Origin of the sequence: Streptomyces sp. NBC_00466 (assembly GCF_041433995.1) — a bacterium.
GTDB lineage: Bacteria > Actinomycetota > Actinomycetes > Streptomycetales > Streptomycetaceae > Streptomyces.
On sequence record NZ_CP107896.1, the window covers coordinates 1,888,114 to 1,910,523 of the forward strand.

Genomic DNA, 22,410 nt, shown 5'->3' on the forward strand with positions numbered 1-22,410 from the left:
CCATGGCGAAGGTAGTCGTCGCAGGCGGCGGCATCGGTGGGCTGGCCGCCGCGCTGAGCATCGCGCGGTGCGGCCACGACGTGGTGGTACTCGAACGCGCCGAGCACTTCGCCGAACTCGGCGCCGGGCTCCAGCTGGCGCCGAACGGGATGCACGCCCTGGCCCGCCTCGGGCTGGGCGCCGAGGTCCGGGCCCACGCGGTGCACGTGGACGAGCTGCGGCTGATGGACGGCGTCACCGGTGAGCACGTCACCAGCGTGCCCCTCACCGAGGGCTACCGGCAGCGGTTCGACAACCCGTACGTGGTCGTGCACCGCGGCGAGCTCCACGGGCTGCTGCTCGCGGCCTGCCGCGACGCGGCGCGGGTCGAGCTGTGCCCGAGCCGGTCGGTCGCCGGGTACGAGCACGACGGCGCATCCGCGACAGCCGTCCTCGACAGCGGCGAGCGGATCACCGGCGACGCGCTGATCGGGGCGGACGGTATCCACTCCGCGCTCCGCGGACAGCTGGTCGGCGACGGTCCGCCACGCGTCTCCGGCATCACCGTGTACCGCGCGGTCATCCCGATGGACCAGGTGCCGGAGCAGCTGCGGTGGAACGCCGTGACGTGGTGGGCGGGGCCCCGGTGCCACTTCGTGCACTACTCGATCGCCGGGGGCAAGTACCTGAACCTGGCGGCCAGTTACGACGGTGGCGCCACCCGGGCGCTCGCCGGCGTCCCGGTGGGGGAGCACGTCGTCCACGACCTGTTCATGGTGCTCGACAGGACACCGCGGCAGCTCCTCGCCCTCGGTGAGGACTGGAAGTCCTGGGTGCTGATCGACCGCGCGCCGGTCGACAACTGGACCGACGGCCCGGTCGCCCTGCTCGGGGACGCGGCCCATCCGATGCTGCACTACGCGGCCCAGGGCGCCTGCCAGGCACTCGAGGACGCGGTGGTACTGGGCGACCTGCTGGACGGCGGCGGAGCGGATTTCGCCGGGTGCTTCGCGGAGTACAACCGGCTGCGGCGCGACCGCACCGCGGCGGTGCAGCGGATCTCCCGCGCCAGCATCGCGCTCTGGCACCCGGCCGGGGAGGCGGCCGCGGCCAGGAACGCGGCGCTGTCCGGGATGTCGCCGGCCGACCTGCACGACCACCTCGCGTGGATGCACGGCGCACGGGACTTCACCGCCGCACCACCCGCCCTCCCCCACCAGGAGGAGGCCCGGTGACCGGCCGGCACCTGGAGCTGTGCATCATCGGCGCCGGTCCCCGCGGCCTGTCCGTCCTGGAGCGGCTGTGCGCCAACGCCCGGCACGCCCCGGGGCTCCCCGCGGTCACCGTGCACGTCGTGGACCCGGAGGCCCCCGGCGCCGGCGCCGTCTGGCGGACCGGGCAGTCCCGGCATCTGCTGGCGAACACCGTGGCCTCGCAGATCACCGTGTACACCGACGCCAGCGTGCGGGCCGACGGGCCGGTCGAGCCGGGCCCCAGCCTCCACACCTGGGCACAGGACGTGGCGCTGCTGGGTTCGCCTGCCGACTACGAGGAGGACATCCTCGCGGAGGCACGGCAGTTGGGCCCCGACTCGTACCCCACCCGGGCCCTGTACGGGCACTACCTCCGGGACGCCTTCCGGCGGGTGGTCTCCCGCGCCCCCGGGCAGGTGCGCGTCCAGGTGCACCGGTCGCGTGCCGTGGCCATGGCCGACACCCACGGCCTGCCCGGCGGCGCGCAGGGGGTCCGGCTGGAGAACCGGACCCGGCTCGACAACCTGGACGCCGTGGTGCTGGCCCAGGGCCACCTCCCGGCCCGGCTGACCCCGCGGGAGGAGCGGACCGCCAGCCTGGCCCGCATCCATCACCTCACCTATCTGCCGCCCGGCAACCCCGCGGACACCGATCTGGACGCGGTGGCGCCGGGCCGCCCGGTGCTGTTGCGCGGCCTCGGGCTGAACTTCTTCGACCACCTGGCGCTGCTCACCGCCGGCCGCGGCGGCGTCTTCGTACGCGACGGCGGCCGGCTGCGGTACCGGCCGTCCGGGGAGGAGCCCCGGCTCCACGCCTTCTCCCGCCGCGGGGTCCCCCACCACGCCCGCGGGGAGAACGAGAAGGGCGCCTTCGGCCGGTACCGGTCCCGGCTGCTGACACCCGGATTCCTCGACGGGCTGCGCAGCCGTACCCGCGCGGGCGGCCGGGTCCGCTTCGGCACCGATCTGTGGCCGCTGATCTCCCGGGAGGTGGAAGCGGTCTACTACGGCGCCCTGTTGGCGTCCCGGGGGCGGCAGGCCGAGGGGGACGCACTCTCGGAGCAGTACGTGGCGCTGCCCGACCGGGCGGAGCGGGCCCGGGTGCTGGACGCCCACGGCATCGCCCCTGCGGACCGGTGGGACTGGGAGCGGATCGCCAATCCCTGCGCCGGTACGGAGTTCGGCGGGCGTGCCGAGTTCCGGAGCTGGCTGCTGGCGTATCTCGCCCGGGACGTGGCGGAGGCGAAGGCGGGCAACGTCAGCGGCCCGCTGAAGGCCGCTCTGGACGTGCTCCGCGACCTGCGCAACGAGATCCGGCTCGCGGTGGACCACGGCGGTCTGGAGGGCAACTCGCAGCGGGACGAGCTCGACGGCTGGTACACCCCGCTCAACGCCTTCCTCTCCATCGGCCCGCCGGTGTCACGCGTCGAGGAGATGATCGCCCTGATCGAGGCGGGCGTCCTGGACCTGCTGGGGCCCGGCACCCAGGTGCGCATCGACACCGCCACACCGGGCTTCGTCGCCAACTCGCCCCTCGCCCCGGGGCCGGCGGTGCGGTCCGGGGTACTCATCGAGGCCCGGCTGCCCGCCCCCGACCTCCGCCGTACCGCGGATCCGCTCCTGCTCCATCTGCTGCGCACCGAGCAGTGTGCCGCCTACCGCGTCCCGGACGCCCACGGCGGCAGCCACGAGACCGGTGGGCTCGCCGTCACCGAGCGCCCCTACCGGCTGCTCGACGCGCGCGGGCAGGCCCACCCGCGCCGCTTCGCCTACGGCGTCCCCACCGAGGCGGTGCACTGGGTCACCGCGGCCGGTATCCGCCCCGGGGTCGACTCGGTGACCCTCGGCGACGCCGACGCCATCGCCCGCGCCCTCCTCGCCGTGCCGCCGGTGGTACGTGAACCGGCCGCGGCCGGCCAGGTGAGCGATCCGACCGACCTGACGGGCGTGCCGATATGACGTGCCGATATGACGGGAGTTCCCTATGACGACGCCGCCGCCCGACCCCGATGCCGGCCTGCTCTCACCCGTGCGGGCCGGCACACCCGTCGAGGCCGCCGTCGGCGACCGGGCGTGGCTCCAGGCCATGCTCGACGCCGAGGCGGCCCTGGCCCGCGCCCAGGCCCGGCTGGGCACCCTGCCCGCGCCGGCCGCCGCCGCGATCACCGCCGCGGCCCGGGCCGACCGCTTCGACCTGCGCCAACTCGCCGTACAGGCAAGGGAAACGGCCAATCCGGTGGTGGGTCTGGTGAAGGCGCTCACCGCGGTCGTCGCCGCCGACGACCCCGTCGCCGCCGGGTATGTGCACCTGGGCTCCACCAGCCAGGACATCTTCGACACCGCCGCCATGCTGGTCGCCGGCCGGGCGCTGCGCCTGGTCCGGCGGGACCTCGGGCGGACGGCGGAGGCGCTGGCCCGTCTCGCCGGGCGGCACCGGGACACCGTGATGGCCGGGCGGACCCTGGCCCTGCACGCGGTGCCCACCACCTTCGGGCTGAAGGCCGCGGGCTGGCGGAGCCTGGTGCTGGACGCCGCCGAACGGGTGGACCGGGTGCTGCGGGACGGTCTGCCGGTGGCGCTCGGCGGAGCGGCCGGCACCCTCGCCGGCTACCTCACCCACGCGGGCACGGAGGGTGCGGCCGACCCCGGCGGGTACGCCGACGCCCTGGCCGGCGCGTTCGCCGATGAGACCGGGCTCGCCCGGTCGCGGCTGCCCTGGCACGCGCTGCGCACCCCGGTCGCGGACCTCGCCGCCGTGCTCTCGTTCACCGCCGGCGCGCTGGGCAAGATCGCGCTCGATGTGCAGACCCTCGCCCGTACCGAGATCGCGGAGCTGACCGAGCCGGGGGCTCCCGGCCGCGGCGGTTCGTCCGCCATGCCGCACAAGCGCAATCCGGTGCTCGCCACGCTCATGCGGAGCGCGGCGCTCCAGGTCCCGGTGCTGTCGGCCGGGCTGACGCAGTGCCTGTCCGTCGAGGACGAGCGGTCGGCCGGCGGCTGGCACGCGGAGTGGCAGCTGCTGCGCGAGTGCCTGCGGCTGACCGGCGGATCGGCGCACACGGCGGTGGAGCTGGCCGAAGGGCTGCAGGTGCGGCCGGACCGGATGCGCGGCAATCTCGCCCTCACCGGGGGGCAGATCGTCTCGGAACGGATCGCCGCCGTGCTGGGCGGCACCCTCGGCAGGGCCGCCGCACGGGACCTGCTGACCGAGGCCGCCGCAGCCGCCGAACGGTCCGGCCGCCCCCTGTCCGCGGTGCTCGCCGAGGTCCCGGATCTCGACGGGCTGCTGACCGCCGCGGAGTTGGAGGGGCTGTGCGACCCGGCCCACTACACGGGCGCCGCCGGGCCGTTGGTCGACCGGGCCCTGAAGGAGTGAGGGCTTGGCGTCCCGCGGACGCCGCCCCGGAAGGGGGCCCGCCCCGGCCCTCGCCGAGGGCGGGCCCCCTTCCGCCGTCCCCTTCGTACGTCACTGCCGCAGGACTTCTTCTTACGTCAGTGCCCCAGGACTTCACCGATGCGGTCGGCGGTGATCCGGACGCCGTCGACGGTGAGCACCGACTCCGCGTGGAACTGCACCGAGGCGAACCGGGGCCCGCGCAGCGCGTGCACCTCCCCCGTCACCGGATCGCGGCTGATCTCCACCACACCGGTCCCCGGGCACTCCCTCTTGTCGTCGTCGCTGCGGGCGGCGAAGGAGTTGTAGAAGCCGACCCGTTCCGGGCGGCCGAACAGGTCGATGTCCTGCTGGAGGCCCTGGTTCGGCACCTCCTTGCGGATCACATCGAGCCCGAGCCGGGCGCTGAGCACCTGGTGGCTGAGGCACACCGCGAGGAACGGCCGCCGCTCCGCCAGCAGCCGGCCGATCGCGTCGCGCAGCCGGTCGATCTTGGGGTGTCCGGCCTCCAGCGGGTCGCCAGGACCCGGGCCCATGACGACCAGGTCGTATCCGTCGAAGGTGTACGGGTCGTCGAACCGACGCACCGTCACATCGAGGCCCAGTGCGCCGAGTTGGTGGTACAGCATGGCGGTGAAGGTGTCCTCGGCGTCGACCACCAGCACCCGGCGGCCCCGCATCTCGGGCCAGGGGCTCTTCCGCCGGTCCGCGTGGGTCAGCCAGAAGTCGGCGATGCCGGTGTTGCGGCGGGCCAGCGCGGCCTGGACGCGCGGGTCGTCGGCGAGGCGCGCGGGCCGGTCGGCCTGCAACGCGGCGAGCAGCCCCGCGGCCTTGGCCCGCGTCTCGGCGACCTCCGACGCCGGGTCGGAGTGGCGGACCAGGGTCGCCCCGACCCCGATCCGGAGCCGGCCGCCCCGGTCGATGTCGGCGGTGCGGATCAGGATGGCGGAGTCCAGCGTGCAGTCGCCGTCACTGTCGCGGCCGATGAGTGCGACGGCCCCGCTGTAGTAGCCGCGGCCCGTCGGCTCGTACCGGTTGATGATCCGGCAGGCGTTCTCCAGCGGGCTCCCGGTCACGGTGGGGGCGAACATCGTCTGCCGGAGGATCTCGCGGGGGTCGCGGGTGGTGCGCCCCTCGATGAAGTACTCGGTGTGCGCCAGCCGGGCCATTTCCTTGAGGTACGGGCCGACGACGCGGCCCCCGCCGTCGCAGATCCCGGCCATCATCTTGAGCTCCTCGTCGAGGACCATGTAGAGCTCGTCGGTCTCCTTGCGGTCGTCGAGGAAGGACAGCACCTCCGGCAGGTCCGGGCCGCTCGGCGGGTAGCGGTAGGTGCCGCTGATCGGGTTCATCACCGCGGCGCCGCCGTGCACGCTGATGTGCCGCTCCGGGGTGGCGCCGACGAACGTCCGGTCGCCGGTGTGCACGATGAACGTCCAGTACGCGCCGCTCTCCTGCTGGAGCAGCCGGCGGAACAGCGACAGGCCGTGCCGGGGCGTGTAGTCCGTGATCTCCGCGACGTAGGAGCGCTTGAGGACGAAGTTGCCGCCCTCGCCCCGGCCGATCTCCTCGCTGACCACCGTACGCACCAGGTCGGCGTAGGCGTCGTCGGAGATGTCGAAGTGCTCGCCGGAGAGGCGGGTCGGCAGGTCGGGCAGGTGTGCCAGCGCCTCGTGGCAGGGCACCGCGGCCTGTGCGGTGACGGTCATCGCGAGCAGCGGCTCGCCGTCGTCGGTGCAGGCGAAGCCCCGCTCGGCGAGCTGCCGGAACGGCACCATCACCAGCACGGCGTGCCCCGGGCCTGCGGCCCGTCCGGGCAGCGGGATGTCGGCCAGGGCCGCCACCTCGGACACCTCGCCGACGAGGACGTCCAGGACCGTGCCGTCGGTCCGCTCCGGGCGGTGGATCAGCGCGAACGCCGGTGGCCGCGGCGACAGGACGAGGTCGAGCAGGTCCTGTGCCGCGGGTGTGGTGGGCTCGGTCATGCGCAGAGCTCCTTGACCGTGGTGACCACCGCGCAGCGCTGGGCGGCGTAGCTGAGGGTCATCCGGTGGTGGTCCGCGGAGAAGTCCCCGATCGCGTCGGCGACGAGGAACGTCTGGAGGTCGTGGGTGAACGCCTCGACCGCGGTCATCAGCACCCCGACGTGTCCGTACACACCGCAGATGACGAGTTGGTCGCGGCCGTGCCGCGCCATGCGCTCGCGCAGGTCCGACCGGAAGAAGGCGCTGTAGCGCCACTTGGTGAACTGCCAGTCGTCCGGCGCCGCCGCCAGTTCGTCGACGATCCGGCGGTCGGCGGGGTCGACCTGCATACCGGGTCCCCAGAAGTCCTTGAGCAGACCGCGGTCGTCGTCGGTCATCCCGCCCGGCTGGGCGGTGTAGGCGACCGGCATGCCGAGGCTCACGCAGTGTTCCCGGAGCTGCGCCGTGTTGCGCACCAGTTGTTTGCGGACGGTGTCCGGGAACGGGCGCAGAAAGTAGCGCTGCATGTCGTGGATGAGCAGTACCGCCCGGTCCGGGTCGGCCTCCCACCCGGCGACGTTCTCGGGCAGGTCGCCCGCGGCCGGCATCGGGTAGGGCTCAATGGGGGGTATTCCTGCCATGACCATCTCCTTCACGCCCAAGGTTCCTCACACGCCCAAGGTGGCGCCGCCGTCGACGGTCAGGTCGTGCATGGTGATGTGCCCGGCCTGTTCGGAGAGCAGGAAGACCACGGCGTCCGCGATGTCCGCGGGCCGGGCCAGCTTGCCCAGCGGGATGCCCACCTTGTACGTGTCGGGACGGCCGTCGATCGTCGCCTGCGGGCCGGTCTCGTCGTGCCACATGGACCGGAGCATCGCGGTGTCGGTGGAGCCGGGGGCGACGACGTTGCAGCGGATGCCGTGGCCGGCGACCTCCAGGGCCAGGCACTTGGTGAACATCGTCGCGGCGGCCTTCGACGCGGCGTAGGCCGCCATGTCCATACGGGGCGTGCCGGCCGCGTTGGACGCAACGGTGACGATCGCACCCCGGGAGCGGGGCACCATGCGGTTGACCACCGCGCGCGACACCTGCATCACTCCGGTGGTGTTGACCGCGAAGGTGGCGGCCCAGTCATCGTCGGCCTGCCGGCGCACCGGGCTCAGGCGCAGCACACCGGCGGCGTTGACCAGCTGATCCACCGGTCCCAGCGCGCTCTCCACGCCGTCCACCAGTTCTTCCACCTCGGCGGCGCGGGTGACGTCGGCGGGGAACGCCTCGACGGACAGGCCGTCGGCGACCATCTTCCCCACCACCTCGTTCAGCCGTCCGGCGTCCCGGTCCACCGCGGCCACCCGTACGCCGCGCCGGCCCAGCGCGCGGACGACAGCGGCGCCGATCCCGCCCGCTGCCCCGGTGACCAGGGCAATTGCGTCCTCCATGGTTCAGACCTCCATTGCTGGGTGTGCACGAGGAAGTTCCGTTCGGTGCCGGCCCGTCGGGAGCCGGCCGGTGGTCACGCCCGCCACGCCGCGACCACCTCGACGGCCTGGTCCGGGTTGAGGCGCGGATCGCAGAGGCTGGTGTACTTGTCCCCGACGTGCGGGACGTCCTCCCAGGTCCGGGCGCACTCCGTGACGTCGTCCGGGGTGGTCTCCAGGTGGAGTCCACCGGCGACGCCGCCGCCGTCACCGACCGCGTCCTGGAAGCAGGTCACCTCCTGCACGATCCGGTGCAGGAGCCGGGTCTTGAACCCGTCCGGGGTGGCGAAGGTGTTGCCGTGCATCGGGTCGCACAGCCAGATCACCGGGTGCCCCGCGGCCCGCACCGCCGCGACGAGGGCGGGCAGCCGGCCACTGATCTCGTCGGCTCCCATCCGGGTGATCAGGGTGAGCCGTCCCGGCTCCCGGCTCGGGTCGAGCCGTTCGCACAGGGCCAGCAGCTCACCGGTCGTCATGGTGGGGCCGACCTTGCAGGCCACCGGGTTGACGACCTGCGCGAGCAGCGCGACATGGGCCCCGTCGACCTGCCGGGTGCGCTCGCCGATCCACGGCCAGTGCGTGGACGACAGCCACGCCCGGCCCGACGCCGAGCGGCGCACCATCGGCAGTTCGTAGTCGAGCAGCAGGGCCTCGTGGCTGGTCCACACCTCGGTCCCGGGGTGCGGGTGCGCGCCCCGGTCGGCCCAGCCCAGGTAGCGCATGACGGCGTCGGCGAGCCGGTAGCCGGAGAGGATCCGGGTCGGATCGGGGCGCCGGCGCTCCGGGGTGGGTTCGGGTCCGTTCACCATGTGCCCGTGGTACGGCGGGAGTTCGAGGTCGCCGACCCGTTCGGTCCGTGCGGAACGGGGCTTGGCGAACTGGCCGGCCAGCCGGCCGGCCCGCAGCACCGGCCGGCCGGTGTTCTCCTCCATCCGGCCCGCGAGCAGTTCCAGCAGCCCGGACTTGCGGGCGATGTCGGCGGGGGTGCAGTCGGCGGGGTCCTCCGCGCAGTCGCCCGCCTGCACCACCTGGGCCGCACCGGTGGCGACGGCGGCGAGCCGGGTGCGCAGCGCGAGCACCTGCTCGGCTTCGAGCAGGCCCGGGAGGGTGGCGAGCTGGCCGCGGACCCGCCGGACGAGTGCCGCGTCGGGCCACTGGGGCTGCTGCCTCGCCGGACCCAGCTCCAGGTCGCGTGCGGCGGCGGCCGGTGCGTCCTTGGGTGATGAACGAGTGAGCACGGTGATCTCCCGGACTTGCTCGACGGATGTCCGGCTGCGCGCGGGCAGCTGACATGTGGCCCGCGCACGGCCACCCGGCGGCGGGAGGTGCACACGGTCTGATGGGGACGGGGGGCATGGGGCCCCGGCGAAATCCACCCTCGTCCGCGGAGCCGCCCGGTCGAGCTCTGTCGATCGAGTGGCCGGCTGACTGCGCCTCAGTCTTATGGCCCGTACGCGGCGGGGCCAATGGCGCTCGGGGAACTGTGTCAGGTGAGGTGCTTCCACATCAGGTCGGCCGCGGGCTACGGCCGCGGGGTGACCCGGCAGGGAATCCGGGGAGGGTGCCGGGCAGCCTCTATCGCCGTTCCGGGAATTCTGTCAAGGTGCCCGGGCCGCCGTAAGACCTGGTTGCGGGCTGGGCCCGGCCGACGTAGCGTCCGGAACGGCGACCGACCGACGCCACACATTCCGTGATTTCAGCATCTCCCGTCCGACTGGGTATTCCGGTACCCCGTCCAACTGGGGAGAAGAAATCCATCAGCGCGCTTGACGCGGTGATCAACTCACACACTTGTTGTCCATCGAAGGCTTGTATAGCCTGACGACAAGATCAGCCTATTCAGCATGAGCCGGGGATCCGCCGGGGGAATCTCTCGAAATCCGTTACTGCGTGCCGGAGTTCCCTCGCGCGCCGGGTGTGCGGCGCACCGGCCGGCCACCCCACCATTACGTTTTCTCCAGGTACACCGAAATGGATTTACTGGATGAGGGGACACCGATGCGCTGGGAACAAGCTGCGGTCACTCAAGTCGACAGCACGGGTGAGGCCCTTTCACCACCCGAGCAGCCAACGACCCTGCAGACCTGCACGATTCCCATTCGTATTCTGCGGCACGGGGAAAACCTCAGAGCGCGCGGAGAGAACAAGGAATACGTCACCACGCTCGCTCTTTCACCGGTCAAACTCCCGCCCATCTTCGTACACCGCAAGACCATGCGGATCCTGGACGGAATGCACCGGCTGAAAGCCGCGGAACTGCGCGGTGACCAGTCGATCGAGGTGGTCTTCTTCGACGGGGACGAGGAGGACGCGTTCGTCGCCGCGGTGTCGTCCAACGCCCGGCACGGTATGCCCCTCTCCTTCGACGACCGCACCGCCGCGGCCACCCGGATCCTCAACTCGCGCCCGCACTGGCCGGATCCCACGATCGCCTCGGTGACCGGACTCGACCCGAGGACGGTACGGGCGCTCCGCGGCCTCCTGGACGTCCCCGACCCGCAGCCGACCAATCTGGTCCCGCTGCAACGCCCCCGCCCGGCGGCGCCGCCGCGGTACACCGAACTCCCCGGGAAGGCACCGGTCTCGCGGCTCTCCACGCCGGTCCACCAGGTGGCGCAGGAATTCGAACTGGAGCCGTGCACCGTCGTCGACGTACTGAACCGGCTGCGCCGGGGCCTGCGGGAGGTACCCGAAGTCCCCTACGGCACCGGACCGGAGAGCCCGGCCGCTGCGCTGCCCGCCCCGTCGGTACCGGCACCGCGAGCCCTGGGCGACCCGACACCCCTGCTGGGGCACAGCGGCCCGTCCGACGCGACGGAGATCCTCCTCGACCGGGTCTGTGACGAGTTGTTCGCCACGCTCACCCGGCGCGACCAGCGGCTGAGGGCCCGTCAGTACCTGCGGGGGCTGCTGGGCACGCCCGGCCGGAAGAGCATCCGGAACATCGCGGCCTCCGTCGACGGCCCGGGGATCGACCAGCGGCTGCACCACTTCATCAGCGACTCCACCTGGAACTGGGAACCCGTCCGCACCGCACTCACCCGGTACGTGGCGCGGACCATGGAGCCGGAGGCCTGGGTGATCCGCCCGGTGCTCATCCCCAAGGCGGGCCAGCAGGCGGTGGCGGTGAGCCGGCGGTTCTGCCCGACCCGGGGAAAGGCCGTCAACGGCCAGCAGGCGGTGGGCGTCCTCGCGGTGTCCGAGACGGCCAGCACCCCGGTGAGCTGGCGCCTGCAAGTGCCCAAGGACTGGGTCGAGGACGCGCACCGGCGCGCGCGGGCGGGGATGCCCGACGACATCAGCGCCGAGTCGCTCGGCGAGTGCACGGCCCGCGCCCTGCTGCACGTCCTGGCCCGCACCGGGGGCCCCGACCGGCCGGTGGTGCTCGACGGGCGCGACATGGAACACGTACAGATCCTCCAGCCGCTGCACGTCGCGGAAGTGCCCCTGCTCGTACGGATCCCGGCGGCCATGCCGTTGCAGATCAACGACCCGGCGCTGGCCGGGCACCGCACGCACGGGCCGCTCACCGCGCGCCGGATCGTGGAGGTGGCCAGGTTCCGCCGCCGGCCGGTCGACGGCCCCGATCCCGCGGTCGAGAAGGGCCACTTGATCACCACCGTCGGCGTCCAGTGGCCCGCACACCCCCACCCGGGTGCGGAGGCGCCACTGCGGCTGATCGCGGTCAGCCCGGTGGGGGAGAACGTGTGCGAGGAACTGTGGCTGACGACATTGACGACGGTGTCGGCCGCGACCGTACTGAAACTTTCCAGGCTCGTACGCCGGGTGGACCGGGATCTGGAATCGGTTTCCCAGCACGTCGGAATCTGGGATTTCAGCGGCCGGTCCTTTCCGGGCTGGCACCGGCACGTCACGCTCGCCTCCATTGCGAATCTCGTGCGTTTGCTGGCCAGGACCGATTACCGGTCCGACCTTGCGTAACTCAATACAACCTTGTGCAACTCCCCTACCCGGGGAAATTCTCATTCGACAGGGGTCGCATATGCCTGGCCAGCGGAACACCACCGACATGCTCATCGTCGGCGGCGGAGTGACGGCGCTTTCGATCGCCTATCACTGCGCACGGGCGGACATCGATGTCATCCTGCTCGGACCGGACGCGGCCGAGGCCGCCGCAGGACCGGCCACCCGCCCGGTACGCACGTACCAGCCGGGGAAGGTCCACAACTCCGAGCTGACGGTGCGCAGCCTCGCGGACTACCGTGCGTTCGCCCCGGCCGGCGGCGCCGACCTGGTGCTCTCGGACGTCGGGTGGCTGGTGGTGCCGACCGGCCGGCAGGAAGCCGCCGAGCTGGAGCGGGAGTTGGCGGCCCAGCGCGCCGCAGGCGTGGAACTGGAACAGCTGACCCCGGACCGGGCCCGCGCGTACAACCCCTGGCTGGACCCGGCCGGCGCCGAGTCCGCGATCTGGTGCCCGCAGTCCTATCTCCTCGACGTGGACAAGGTGACGCGGGGCTATGCCGCAGGCGCGCGGGAACACGGCGCCCGGCTGCTGGCCGGTCATACGGTGACCGGGCTGGACGCGAAGAGCGGCCGCGTCACCACCACCCTCGGCGAGTTCGCGGCGGAGACCGTCGTCCTCGCGGCCGAGGCCGGCAGCGGCGAACTCGCGGCCTCGGCCGGGCTCGAACTCCCGCTGTGGGCGCAGTCCGCCGAGCTGTACCGCACCGACCCGGTCCTCACTGAAGGGGAACTCGACGCGCCCTTCACCGTGCACCCGGCGTCCGGGCTGAAGACGCTGGGCGCCGGCCGGTCCTTCGTGGTCGGCCTGGAGCGCATCTCCCGGCGGCAGGACCTGCGGGACGTGTGGTTCCAGGAGGCCGCCGATGAGCTGGCCAGGCGGTATCCGAAGCTCAAGGACACCGGGCTGCACACCATGTGGACCGGGACGGTGGACGTCACCCCGGCCAGGACGGCGTGCATCGGCAGAGCGGGCGGCGCGCACGAGCGGATCTTCGTCGCGGCCGGGTACACCGGCCAGGATCTCGGCCAGGCGCCCGCCACCGGCCGGATCATCCGGGATCTGTACCTCGGCCGCTCCCCCGGTGCCGACCTCACACCGTTCGCGCTCACGCCGTCCGCGCCGGCTCCGAGCGGGGCGGCGGGCGGGGCGGCGAGCGGGGCGGCGTAAAAATCCGGTCCCGCCTGTGTCAGGTCGGGCCCCGAAATACCGACAAAGGCGCAGCGGGGCCCGGGCAGACTGACAAACACCGAATTTATCGCCGGGATATCGACGTGACAAAGTCAGCAGCTCTTCGGGGTCCGGGACGGTTTTCCCTACCGAGCTGTTCCGGCCGCTGCTAACGTCCCATCGTCACTATCCGACCGATCCTCCAAATCTATTGAACGCATGCACTTAATTGGAGGAACGAGGAGAACGGGGTAGGAATAATGCGCCAAATTGAGATCGCCTGGCAGTCGATCGGCGCCAGGGTGCGCATCACTCTCGACGAAGGCCGCAACTCCCAGATCGTCGAGCCGCTCTGGGCGTCGCTTCCGTACCGGACGCTGCAGGGGCACGCACTCGTGGCCGGTGACTGCATCTATCACGTTCCGCCGGCGCACGACCTCCTGCACGCCGTGCCGGACTACAAGGTCGACCGCAAGATCCAGCCCGACGGCACCGTGTTCTGTTCCGCGGTGCAGCACCTCACCATCAAGTACGGCGACCTGACGGAACCCATGCCCACCGCGCCGATCGGTTCCGTCGTCCCGGAGGACGTCGACGCGCTGCCGAAGATCGGCCAGATGGTCTGGGACGCCGTGCACGGCAACGGCGCCCCGATCCTCGCGCAGGTGCGGCGGGTGGGCGGCGAGGCCGGCCACGGCGTACAGCGCATGCCGGCGGAGTCCGCCCGGGCGCGCGATCTGATCGAGCGGATCGCCGCGGAGACCGAGCGGGTGATGATCGAGCCGCCCGACGAACTGATCGCCGCGCACGAGGGCCGCTTCGACAGCGGGGCCGGGACCAAGGGCTCGGTACTGACCTCGCTCGTCTGCATCAACGGGGAGACCAGGCCGCTGGCTTATGTGTCCCACACCGGACTGGTGCGGGCCGCCCGGCTGACCGATGCACCGCTCTCCGCACTGGTCGAGATGGCCAGGATCCTGCTCGTCAAGCCCACCGAATTCCTCGGCTACTGCGGGCTGAACACGCTGTGGGACCTCACCCAGGAGGTGGTCGCCGTCATCGAGGAGGCCGTCTCCAAGGAGGACTTCATCGCGCTGCTCTCCCACATGGCCACCTACACCAACGCCCTCGGTGCCTGGAACCTGCAGCTGTTCCCGTGGGAACTGGGGGGCGACACCTGGACGTTCCGTCCGACCATCACGAGGAGTGCGCATGCCTGACCGGAAGAACTCCACCGAACTGCTGATCATAGGCGGCGGCGTGATCGGCGTGTCCATCGCCTACCACTGCGCCAAGGCCGGCATCGACGTGCTCCTGCTGGAGAAGGACCAGTTCGGCACGGCCACCACGTCGCAGACCGCGCGGGCGTTCCGCACCTACTTCCCCAAGAAGCCGCACGACACCGAACTGGCCGTCCGCAGCCTGCCCGACTTCAACTCGTTCGCTGCGACGATGAACACCGACCTCGGGATGAAGAAGCTCGGGCTGCTCACAATCCTGACCAGCCCCGAGCAGACGGCCGAGATCGAGGCGCTGCTGCCGGCCCACCGCGAGGTGGGCGCCGACGTCCAGCTGCTCACCCCCGCCCAGGCCGTCGAGTACAACCCCTGGCTGGACGCGAGCACCATCGAGGCGGCGGTCTGGTCCCCGGAGTGCTACCGCATCAAGCCGGAAGCGATGGTCAAGGGGTACGCGGACGCGGCGACGAAGCTCGGCGCCCGGCTGCTTTCCGGTACCGAGGTGACCGGCATCAATGCCCGCACCGGTGAAGTGACCACCACAGCAGGGGAGTTCACGGCGGACGCGATCGTCATCGCGGCCGGGCCGTGGGGCGGCGACGTCGCCAAGCTCGCCGGCATGGAGCTGCCGGTCTGGGGCCAGTTCGCCGAGCTGCTCTACACCGACCCGATCTCCGACGAGGAGGTCGACACCCCCTTCACCTTCCACCCCGTCTCCGGCCTGAAGACGATGGGCCGGGGCAAGGGCTTCCTGGTCGGCCTGGAGCGCATCTCCAAGCAGAAGGGGCTGCGGGACCTGTGGTTCGAGGCGGCCGTCGATGAGCTGCCGAAGTGGTACCCCAAGGCGGCGGGCGCCAAGCTGCACAGCGCCTGGACCGGGACGCTGGACGTCACCCCGACGAAGTCGGCGCTGATGGGCCGGGGCGAGGGCGAGCACGAGCGGCTCCTCTTCGCGGCGGGCTTCACCGGTCACGGTCTGGCCCACGCGCCGACCGCCGGCCGGATCGTCCGCGACCTGCACCGCGGCGTCAAGCCGGAGGTCGACCTGACCCCCTTCTCCCTCGCCACCAACCTGGCGCAGATGCCGGCCTGAGCACGTTCCCCGTGGCGGGCGGCCCACGCTGCCCGCCACTCCCCCAGCCGCGGGACGGTGCCGGCGGGGGCGGTCATCGGCACCGCCCCCCGCCGGTGTACCGGTATCCGCGGTGAGATCTGAGAGGTGTGAATTGTCGTCGGCATACGCACTCCCTGCGGAATGGCAAGGCCAGGCGCTGACCCCGTTGAATCCGGACACCGCGTTCAACGGATACATCTGCGCGCACGTGGTGCACGGGCTGGAACAGCTCGGAGTCTTCCAGCAGTTGGCAGCAGAGCAGACGCTCGACATTTCCGCGTTCTGCGAGAAGAACGCACTGGACAGCGCCGTCTTCCGGGCGCTCGTCCAGGCCGCGGGATCGTTCGGGTACCTCGATGTCCACGGTGACCGGGTCCAGGCGACCACCGTCAGCGAGGACATCGCCCGGGCCCTGGGCTTCTTCACCTGGGGCGTCGGCGGTTACCACGACGTCTTCGCCAACGCGGCGCCGCTCGCCCGCGGCGACCGCCGGTTCGGCGTCGATCTGCAGCGCGACGAGGGCATGGTCGCGCTCGGCTCCGCCCAGGCGGACACCGCGCTGATGCGCCACATCCTCGACGAGGAGATCGCAGGCATCGACTTCCGCACCATGGTCGACCTGGGCGCGGGCGTCAGCGAGCGGGTCTCCCGGCTGGTCAAGAACCGGCCCGGCAGCCGCGGTATCGGCATCGACATCAGCCGGCCCGCCACCGAGCTGGCACACGGGACAGTCGCCAAGTACGGCCTGGACGGCACCGTGCAGCCGGTCTGCGCGGACGTACTCGACATCCTCTTCAAGGAGCACGAGGTCGAGGGCAGCGGCGCCGCCGACATCGTGATGAGCTTCATGTTCCTGCACGACCTGCTGGCCGATCCGAAGCGCCGCGAAGAGGTCATCCCCCGGCTGCGCAAGTCCTTCCCGCAGGCGCACACCTTCCTGCTGGCCGACACCACGATCCGGCCGCGCAGCGAGGGCGAGGACTCCCGGCTGCCGGTCTTCTCCAGCGGTTTCGAACTCGCCCACGCGCTGATGGGCGTGCCCATCTACACCCGTGAGGAGTACGAGCAGCTCTTCCAGCGGGGCGGGATGCGGCTGCGCCGCACGGTGCCGTTCGGCGCTCCGCACACCTACCTGTTCGTCCTGGAGGCGTCGTGACGGTGCAGGAGCCGGCGACCGTGGCGGAAGCGGAGATCATCACCGCGCTGCCCATCCCGCTCGCGGTCGCCGGGCACCACCAGCCCGCGCCCTTCTACGTCACCGCGGACATGTTCGGCGGGCTGCCGGTGCAGCTCGCCGGCGGCGAGCTCAGCAAGCTCGTGGGCAAGCCCGTCGCCGCTCCGCACACCCATGACGTGGACGAGCTCTACTTCCTGGTCTCGCCCGAGCCGGGCCAGGCCCGTATCGAGGTCCAGCTCGACGGTGTGCGCCACACGCTGGTCTCACCGGCGGTGATGCGGATACCGGCCGGCAGCGAGCACTGCTTCCTCACCCAGGAGGCTGTGGTGGGGAGTTACTGCTTCGGGATCCTGGTGGGAGATCACCTGTGAGTTGCCCAGACCGGCCGCCGCGCCGCCAGGACGGGAGTGTCCGTCCATGAGTGCTCCGGTCCGACAAGCGGCCCAGACCTACAACACCAGTGTGCCGTCGGCGGATTCGATGGTGCGGTTGCACCTCAGTGAGAGTCCGTTCGGCGCGAGCCCGGCCGCGGTCGTGGCGGTGACCGGGGAACTCGACCGGATCAACCGCTACCCGTCGCCGGAGCGCGAGGGGCTCGTCCAGCGCCTCAGCCGGTACTGGGAGCTGCCCGAGGAGCAGATCGCGGTGGCCAACGGCAGCGACGAGCTGGTGCTGGCGACCGCGCTCACCCTCGGCGACCTGGAGCGCCCCGGTCTCGTCACCGCCGGTACCTTCCCCGGCTATCTGGCGGCGCTGGAGCGCATCGGCCGGGGCGCCGTCCAGGTACCGCTCGACGGCCCCCGTACCGACGCCGCCGCGTTCGCGGAGCGGCTCCCCGAATGCGGCATCGGCTATGTGTGCAACCCGCACAACCCGTGCGGCACCGCGCTGCCGGGGCCTGCGCTCGACACGCTGGTCGCCGCGGCGCGCGGCAGCGGCACCCCGCTGGTTTTCGACGAGGCGTACCACGAGTTCGGGCCCACGGACCAGCCGCAGGCCAGGAGCCGGCTACGGGACGGCACCCCGGTACTCGCACTGCGTACCTTCTCCAAGGCCTACGGTCTCGCGGCCCTGCGGATCGGCTATGCGCTCGGTCCCGCCGAGCTGATCGCCGAGGTGCGCCGGACGCTGACCGTACTGCCGTTCAGCGTGAACCGTGCCGCGCAGGCCGCGGCGGTGGCGGCCCTCGCGGACCAGGAGTTCCTGGGCCGTGTCCGGCAGGAGAGCGAGGAGCGGCGCCGCTGGTTCTGCGCCGAGCTCGACCGCCGCGGGTACCGGTACCTGCCCTCGGTCACCAACTTCGTGGCTGTCGCTGTCGCCGCCTCCGGCAAGGCCCAGGACATCCTTGCCAGGGACCACGGCATCCTCGTGCGCGACACCGGCATGTTCGGCTTCCCCGGTCATCTACGGGTCTCACTCGGCACCGAGGAGGAGCTGCGGACGTTCCTCGACGCGCTCGACCAGATCACCGCGGGCGCGCGGTAGTGCTGCCGCAGCACTAGCCGCGCCCCGCATCCGATGCATCTTTGGAGGTCAACCGTGGTCAAGCCGATTCCGGACGGCTACGCCGAACTGACTGTGTACCTGTCCGTGGCCGACGCGGACGAGGCGATCGCCTTCTACACCCGGGCTTTCGGGGCGAAGGAGCTGCAGCGGTACACCGCGCCCAACGGGAAGGTGCCGCACGCGCAGATCCAGATCGGCGGCACCGTCGTGATGCTGTCCGACGAGTCCCCCGAGGCCGGTCTGCCCGGCCCCAGGGTCCTCGGCGGCACGCCGGTCACCCTGTACCTGTTCGTGGCGGACGTGGACGCCGCCTTCGCCCAGGCCGTGCAGGCCGGCGCGGAGGAGAAGCGCCCGATCGAGAACCACTTCTTCGGCGAGCGGACCGGGCAGGTCCTCGACCCGTTCGGCCACCGCTGGACGCTCGCCACCCGTATCGAGGACGTGAGCCCGGAGGAGTTCGAGCGCCGCGCGAACGCGTACGTCCAGGGCAAGAGCTGATACCCCGCCCATCCGGTACCGCACTCCTCTGACACCCCCTCGGACTCCGGGCCTGCCACGCACCTGCGGCAGGCCCGGAGTTGTCTGCGCACCCGGTGGTCCGGAGCCGTATGCGCGCCGGGCAGGCCCGGCGCCCCACGAAAACAGCCTGCGTGTCCTGTCCGTCCGACAGGGCACGCAGGCTGGTTCCCGTTACGTCTCACATCACGCCCGCAGCCGCCGGCGCACCGGCACCCGGCGCTCCGGCGGCCGTGCGGTTCAGGTGGTGGCGAGCAGCAGTTCCTCGATGGTCGAGGGCCGGAGGCCGTCGGCCCGGCCGGCGAAGTAGCGCTCGGCGAGATCGCCCGCGGAGACATGCTCGGCGTCCCGGAACCCGGCTTCCTTGGCCATCGCCAGGATGTCCTCCGGACCGAAGAAGCTGCGGAACGGCGTCCCGTCGGCGCGCGCGGCGCGCTCCACCCCTTCCCGTGCGCCCCGCTCCTCCGGGTCGACCATGTCGGCCGGCTGCATGAACGTCATGGCCACGGCGGAGCCCTCGGCGAGGGCCGCGGCCTTGCGGAGTGTGGCGGCGACCGCGTCCCTGCTGAGGTACATGGTGACGCCGGAGCAGGCCAGCACCGCCGGCCGGCCGGGGTCGAAGCCGTCCTCGGTCAGGCGCTGCCACCAGTCGTCGTCCGCCTCGAAGTCGACGGGGACCATGCTCAGCCCCTCGGGGATCCCGTAGCCCAGCTCGTTCAGCCGCGCCCGCTTCCAGGCCTGCGTCTCCGGCTGGTCCACCTCGAAGACCCGTACTCCCTCCGAGCCCGACGGCCGCCGCTGCGCGAAGGTGTCGAGTCCGGCGCCGAGGATGACGTACTGGTCGGTGCCCCGGCCGGCCTGCTCGACTACCAGGTCCTCGGTGAACCGGGCCCGGGCCACGATGGACGCCCGTGCCCGGGCGCTGCGTACCGGATCCATGTCCGGCCGGGACCGCCAGTCGTCGCCCGGGGCCACCAGCTGTGCACCGAGTTCGTCGTCGAACACATGCGGCCCGGGGTCGGCCTGGACGTGCAGAGCCCGCCACAACGCGGTCCGAATCGCGGTCTTGTCCGCCGTCGCCGTCACAGATGGTTCCTTTCCGTTGGGCCTCAGGGGCCTCATGGTCGCGGGCTCCCGGCTCCGGCCGGCAGCCCGTCCTTCATCACGCCGGCGTGGGGCCGGTGCCGCCGGACGCGGCGGCCACCTCGGACGGCAGGTACTCCGACTCCAGCACCAGGTCCTTGACCCACGACTGGTATTCGACGTGGGTGTGGCGCTCGCGGGTGCGCCACTCCGTGCCCTCCCGCTCGCGCAGATACGCGCGGTAGCGCGGGGCGCCCGGCACCTTCATGTTGTCGGCCAGCACCATCGAGCCCGGGTGCAGCCACCGCTGGTCGAGGATGCGCTGCAGGTCCGGCAGGTAGGCCGGGGCGATGTGGTCGACGAAGACGAAGTCCAGCCGGCCCGGGCCGAAGCCGTGCTCGGCGGTGAGGCGCTCGATGGTGCGGCCCTCGTCCCCGAGCGTGCCGTGCAGCACGCTGACCCGGTCGCCCAACCCGGCGTGTTTCCAGATGCGTTGGGCAACCGAGGCGTTCGCGGCGCTGAACTCGATCGAGCAGAGCCGGGCATCCGGCGGCATCACCCGGGCCATCCGCAGCGCGCTGTACCCGCAGTACGTACCGAGCTCCAGCAGCAGCCGGGGCTTGACCCGCCGCACCGCGGCGTCGAGCAGCAGCCCCTTCTCGTCCCCGACGTTGATCAGCGAGGCCTGCTTGTAGGCGTACTCGTCGATCAGCCGGATCGCGTCGTCGACGTCCCCGGGGACCGCGTGCGAGAGCACGTAGTCGGCGAGCGCCTCCTCCCGGCCGTCACCGACCTGGCCCGTCCGGGTCAGGTTCCCCATCCGCAGCAGCATGCGCAGCCGTTTCGCCATCACCGATCTCCGATCCGGGTCCGCTCATAGAGGTAAATGCCGTTCAGCGGCGGTGCGGGACGTCGCCGCCCGCCGTGCCGGCGGCCCGGCGTCACCGCGCGAGGTCCGCAGGAGTCCGCACCGCTCCGGTGGACGGCTTCCGGCGTCAAGGCAGCATCATCTGCAGGCTTCTGACGCTCCGTGAGGTACGCGCCGAGGGATCTCCGCCGGTCGACGGCTCCGGGAACGCGGTGCGGTTCGGCGGTCGGAATTGTTCCAGGTGCATCCGCTCGGGCGGAACCCCCAGCGCGGCCAGGGCGTCGACCGCACCGGCCACGAACGGCTCCGGGCCGCACACGAACGCGTCGCGGTCGCGGCACGGTGCGGCCGGGACCCGCAGCCCGGCCGCGTCCGGCAGCCCCTGCCGGGACTCCAGCCAGTGCCGGACGGTGAACCGGTCCGGGTGGGCGGCGGCCAGGCCGGCCAGCTGCTCCCCGAAGATCACCGAACGCTCGTCGCGGTTGGCGTAGATCAGGGTGAGCCGGCCCGAACCGGCGGCCAGCGCCGACTTGATGATCGACATCACCGGGGTGATGCCGCTCCCGGCGGCCAGGAAGAGGAAGTCGCCGTCGAGCGACGCGGGGGTGAACCGGCCCGCCGGCGGCTGGACCTGCACCACGCTGCCGACCCGCACGCTGCCCAGCAGCCAGTCGGAGCCGCGGCCGGCCGGCGTCCGCTTCACCGTCACCATCAAGGGATCCGCGGTGTGCGGGGAACTCGACAGCGAATAGCAGCGGGGAACGGATCCGTGCTCGGCATCGGGGATGTGCACGGTGAGGAACTGCCCCGGCCGGTACTGGAATTCCTCCGCGAGGTCGTCGGGGACGTCGAACACCAACGAGCGGGTGTCCTCCGTCTCGACGATCACGTCGGCCACCCGTAACGCGTGGGAACGCTGGTTCATCGCCGTGCTCCTTCGTGAAGTGCGACGAGAAAGTGCTGGCAACGCTACCGTGCAGGCCGCCGGCCGCGTACGCGTGTCCGACCGGGGATTCCGCCCAGTCGGACACCCGGATCTCCGCTCCGCGTTCCCGTTCCGTCCGTCAGAGCCGGGTACCGGGCTGGGCCCCGACTCGCACGGATGGGCGGCGTACGCCGGGAAGCCGGGATTCCGCCGGCCCGGCCGGACCGGACTGCCGGACCAGCCGGGGCATGTCGTACCGGCCGCTCTCCGGCCCGGGGTAGCGCGCTCCGGACGACAGCGGCCGGCTGAGGTGTTCCAGTACCCACTCGGAGGCGCAGGAATCGAAGACCAGCCCGCCCGCGCGCACCATCTCCACGCCCAGCACCAGGTCCTGCCAGCGGGCGCCGTTGAGCAGATAGCCGCGGGCCCCGGCGCGCATCGCGGAGAGCAGAGCCTCCCGTTCGTCGAGCGGACTGATGATGAGTACGGCTGTCTCCGGGCAGCAGCCGGTGATCGGGGTGATCACCTCGGCGATGCTCTGGCCCGGCTGGACGATGTCCATCACTACGACCTGGGGGCGCAGGGTGTGCGCCATGGCCACCGCGTCCGAACCTGTTCCGGACTCACCGACGACGTGGAAGGACTCCACCTCGTCGAGCAGCATGCGCAACCCGGATCGGTAGATCGGGTGGTCACCTGCGAGCAGCACGGTGGTGCGTTTGACGTCAGGTGGATTACGCGTGACGCCAGGTGAATTCAACATC

The 22,410-nt window shown here is 71.8% G+C and carries 19 protein-coding genes; 11 read left to right on the forward strand and 8 right to left on the reverse strand.

Annotated elements, in window-relative coordinates:
• Nucleotides 1-2: 2 nt before the first annotated feature.
• Genes OG210_RS08315 through pcaB form a run of 3 tightly spaced genes read left to right on the forward strand, consistent with a single transcriptional unit; the run spans nt 3 to nt 4,607 of the window.
• Entirely contained in the window at nt 3-1,214 is a 1,212-nt protein-coding gene (locus tag OG210_RS08315; protein ID WP_371535579.1) for an FAD-dependent monooxygenase, read from the forward strand.
• Nucleotides 1,211-3,190, forward strand: coding sequence for an FAD/NAD(P)-binding protein (locus OG210_RS08320; RefSeq protein ID WP_371535582.1), 1,980 nt, complete (start codon nt 1,211-1,213; stop codon nt 3,188-3,190). The genes OG210_RS08315 and OG210_RS08320 overlap by 4 nt, the downstream gene beginning before the upstream one ends.
• Nucleotides 3,191-3,215: 25 nt before the next feature.
• Nucleotides 3,216-4,607 (forward strand): 3-carboxy-cis,cis-muconate cycloisomerase, encoded by a 1,392-nt coding sequence (pcaB, locus tag OG210_RS08325; RefSeq protein WP_371535585.1) that lies wholly within the window; start codon nt 3,216-3,218, stop codon nt 4,605-4,607.
• A gap of 116 nt (nt 4,608-4,723) precedes the next feature.
• Here the strand turns inward: pcaB and OG210_RS08330 are convergent, their stop codons facing one another.
• The 4 genes from OG210_RS08330 to OG210_RS08345 all read right to left on the reverse strand — a co-directional run bounded on the left by OG210_RS08330 (nt 4,724) and on the right by OG210_RS08345 (nt 9,305).
• Nucleotides 4,724-6,610: an anthranilate synthase family protein gene (locus OG210_RS08330; protein ID WP_328330957.1), complete on the reverse strand. Its 1,887-nt coding sequence runs from the start codon at nt 6,608-6,610 to the stop codon at nt 4,724-4,726.
• Nucleotides 6,607-7,230 carry an isochorismatase family protein gene (locus OG210_RS08335; RefSeq protein ID WP_328330955.1) on the reverse strand — a complete coding sequence of 208 codons (624 nt, stop codon included), beginning with the start codon at nt 7,228-7,230 and terminating at the stop codon, nt 6,607-6,609. The genes OG210_RS08330 and OG210_RS08335 overlap by 4 nt, the downstream gene beginning before the upstream one ends.
• Before the next feature lie 27 nt (nt 7,231-7,257).
• Nucleotides 7,258-8,028 (reverse strand): 2,3-dihydro-2,3-dihydroxybenzoate dehydrogenase, encoded by a 771-nt coding sequence (locus OG210_RS08340; RefSeq protein WP_328330953.1) that lies wholly within the window; start codon nt 8,026-8,028, stop codon nt 7,258-7,260.
• Nucleotides 8,029-8,102: 74 nt separating this feature from the next.
• On the reverse strand, nt 8,103-9,305 hold the full coding sequence (locus OG210_RS08345; protein ID WP_371535590.1) for a 3-deoxy-7-phosphoheptulonate synthase: 1,203 nt from the start codon (nt 9,303-9,305) through the stop codon (nt 8,103-8,105).
• Between the two features lie 976 nt (nt 9,306-10,281).
• Between OG210_RS08345 and OG210_RS08350 the strand changes: the two genes are divergently transcribed.
• The 8 genes from OG210_RS08350 to OG210_RS08385 all read left to right on the forward strand — a co-directional run bounded on the left by OG210_RS08350 (nt 10,282) and on the right by OG210_RS08385 (nt 18,752).
• Entirely contained in the window at nt 10,282-12,009 is a 1,728-nt protein-coding gene (locus OG210_RS08350) for a transposase (protein ID WP_328330951.1), read from the forward strand.
• A 61-nt stretch (nt 12,010-12,070) separates the two neighbouring features.
• Nucleotides 12,071-13,219 (forward strand): FAD-binding oxidoreductase, encoded by a 1,149-nt coding sequence (locus tag OG210_RS08355; protein WP_328330950.1) that lies wholly within the window; start codon nt 12,071-12,073, stop codon nt 13,217-13,219.
• Between the two features lie 260 nt (nt 13,220-13,479).
• The gene (locus OG210_RS08360) at nt 13,480-14,439 is read left to right on the forward strand and encodes a hypothetical protein (RefSeq protein WP_328330948.1); all 960 of its coding nucleotides are present in this window, start codon (nt 13,480-13,482) and stop codon (nt 14,437-14,439) included.
• Complete coding sequence (locus OG210_RS08365) at nt 14,432-15,550, forward strand: FAD-dependent oxidoreductase (RefSeq protein WP_328330946.1); 1,119 nt, start codon at nt 14,432-14,434, stop codon at nt 15,548-15,550. Before OG210_RS08360 ends, OG210_RS08365 begins: the two co-directional genes overlap by 8 nt.
• Nucleotides 15,551-15,737: 187 nt before the next feature.
• Complete coding sequence (locus OG210_RS08370) at nt 15,738-16,727, forward strand: class I SAM-dependent methyltransferase (RefSeq protein ID WP_328330944.1); 990 nt, start codon at nt 15,738-15,740, stop codon at nt 16,725-16,727.
• A complete protein-coding gene (locus OG210_RS08375) occupies nt 16,724-17,119 on the forward strand; it encodes a cupin domain-containing protein (RefSeq protein WP_328330942.1) in 396 nt (131 codons plus the stop codon). The genes OG210_RS08370 and OG210_RS08375 overlap by 4 nt, the downstream gene beginning before the upstream one ends.
• A gap of 46 nt (nt 17,120-17,165) precedes the next feature.
• On the forward strand, nt 17,166-18,233 hold the full coding sequence (locus tag OG210_RS08380; RefSeq protein ID WP_371535596.1) for a histidinol-phosphate transaminase: 1,068 nt from the start codon (nt 17,166-17,168) through the stop codon (nt 18,231-18,233).
• 54 nt (nt 18,234-18,287) lie between these two features.
• Nucleotides 18,288-18,752 (forward strand): VOC family protein, encoded by a 465-nt coding sequence (locus tag OG210_RS08385; protein WP_328330937.1) that lies wholly within the window; start codon nt 18,288-18,290, stop codon nt 18,750-18,752.
• Between the two features lie 258 nt (nt 18,753-19,010).
• On the opposite strand, the gene OG210_RS08390 is transcribed toward OG210_RS08385, so the two are convergent.
• From OG210_RS08390 to OG210_RS08405, 4 genes are all read right to left on the reverse strand, one after another.
• The gene (locus tag OG210_RS08390) at nt 19,011-19,892 is read right to left on the reverse strand and encodes a class I SAM-dependent methyltransferase (RefSeq protein ID WP_371535599.1); all 882 of its coding nucleotides are present in this window, start codon (nt 19,890-19,892) and stop codon (nt 19,011-19,013) included.
• A gap of 40 nt (nt 19,893-19,932) precedes the next feature.
• Nucleotides 19,933-20,703: an O-methyltransferase gene (locus tag OG210_RS08395; protein ID WP_328330933.1), complete on the reverse strand. Its 771-nt coding sequence runs from the start codon at nt 20,701-20,703 to the stop codon at nt 19,933-19,935.
• Nucleotides 20,704-20,848: 145 nt separating this feature from the next.
• Complete coding sequence (locus tag OG210_RS08400) at nt 20,849-21,646, reverse strand: FAD-binding oxidoreductase (RefSeq protein WP_328330931.1); 798 nt, start codon at nt 21,644-21,646, stop codon at nt 20,849-20,851.
• A 139-nt stretch (nt 21,647-21,785) separates the two neighbouring features.
• Nucleotides 21,786-22,409: a response regulator transcription factor gene (locus OG210_RS08405; RefSeq protein WP_328330929.1), complete on the reverse strand. Its 624-nt coding sequence runs from the start codon at nt 22,407-22,409 to the stop codon at nt 21,786-21,788.
• Between the last annotated feature and the right edge of the window lies 1 nt (nt 22,410).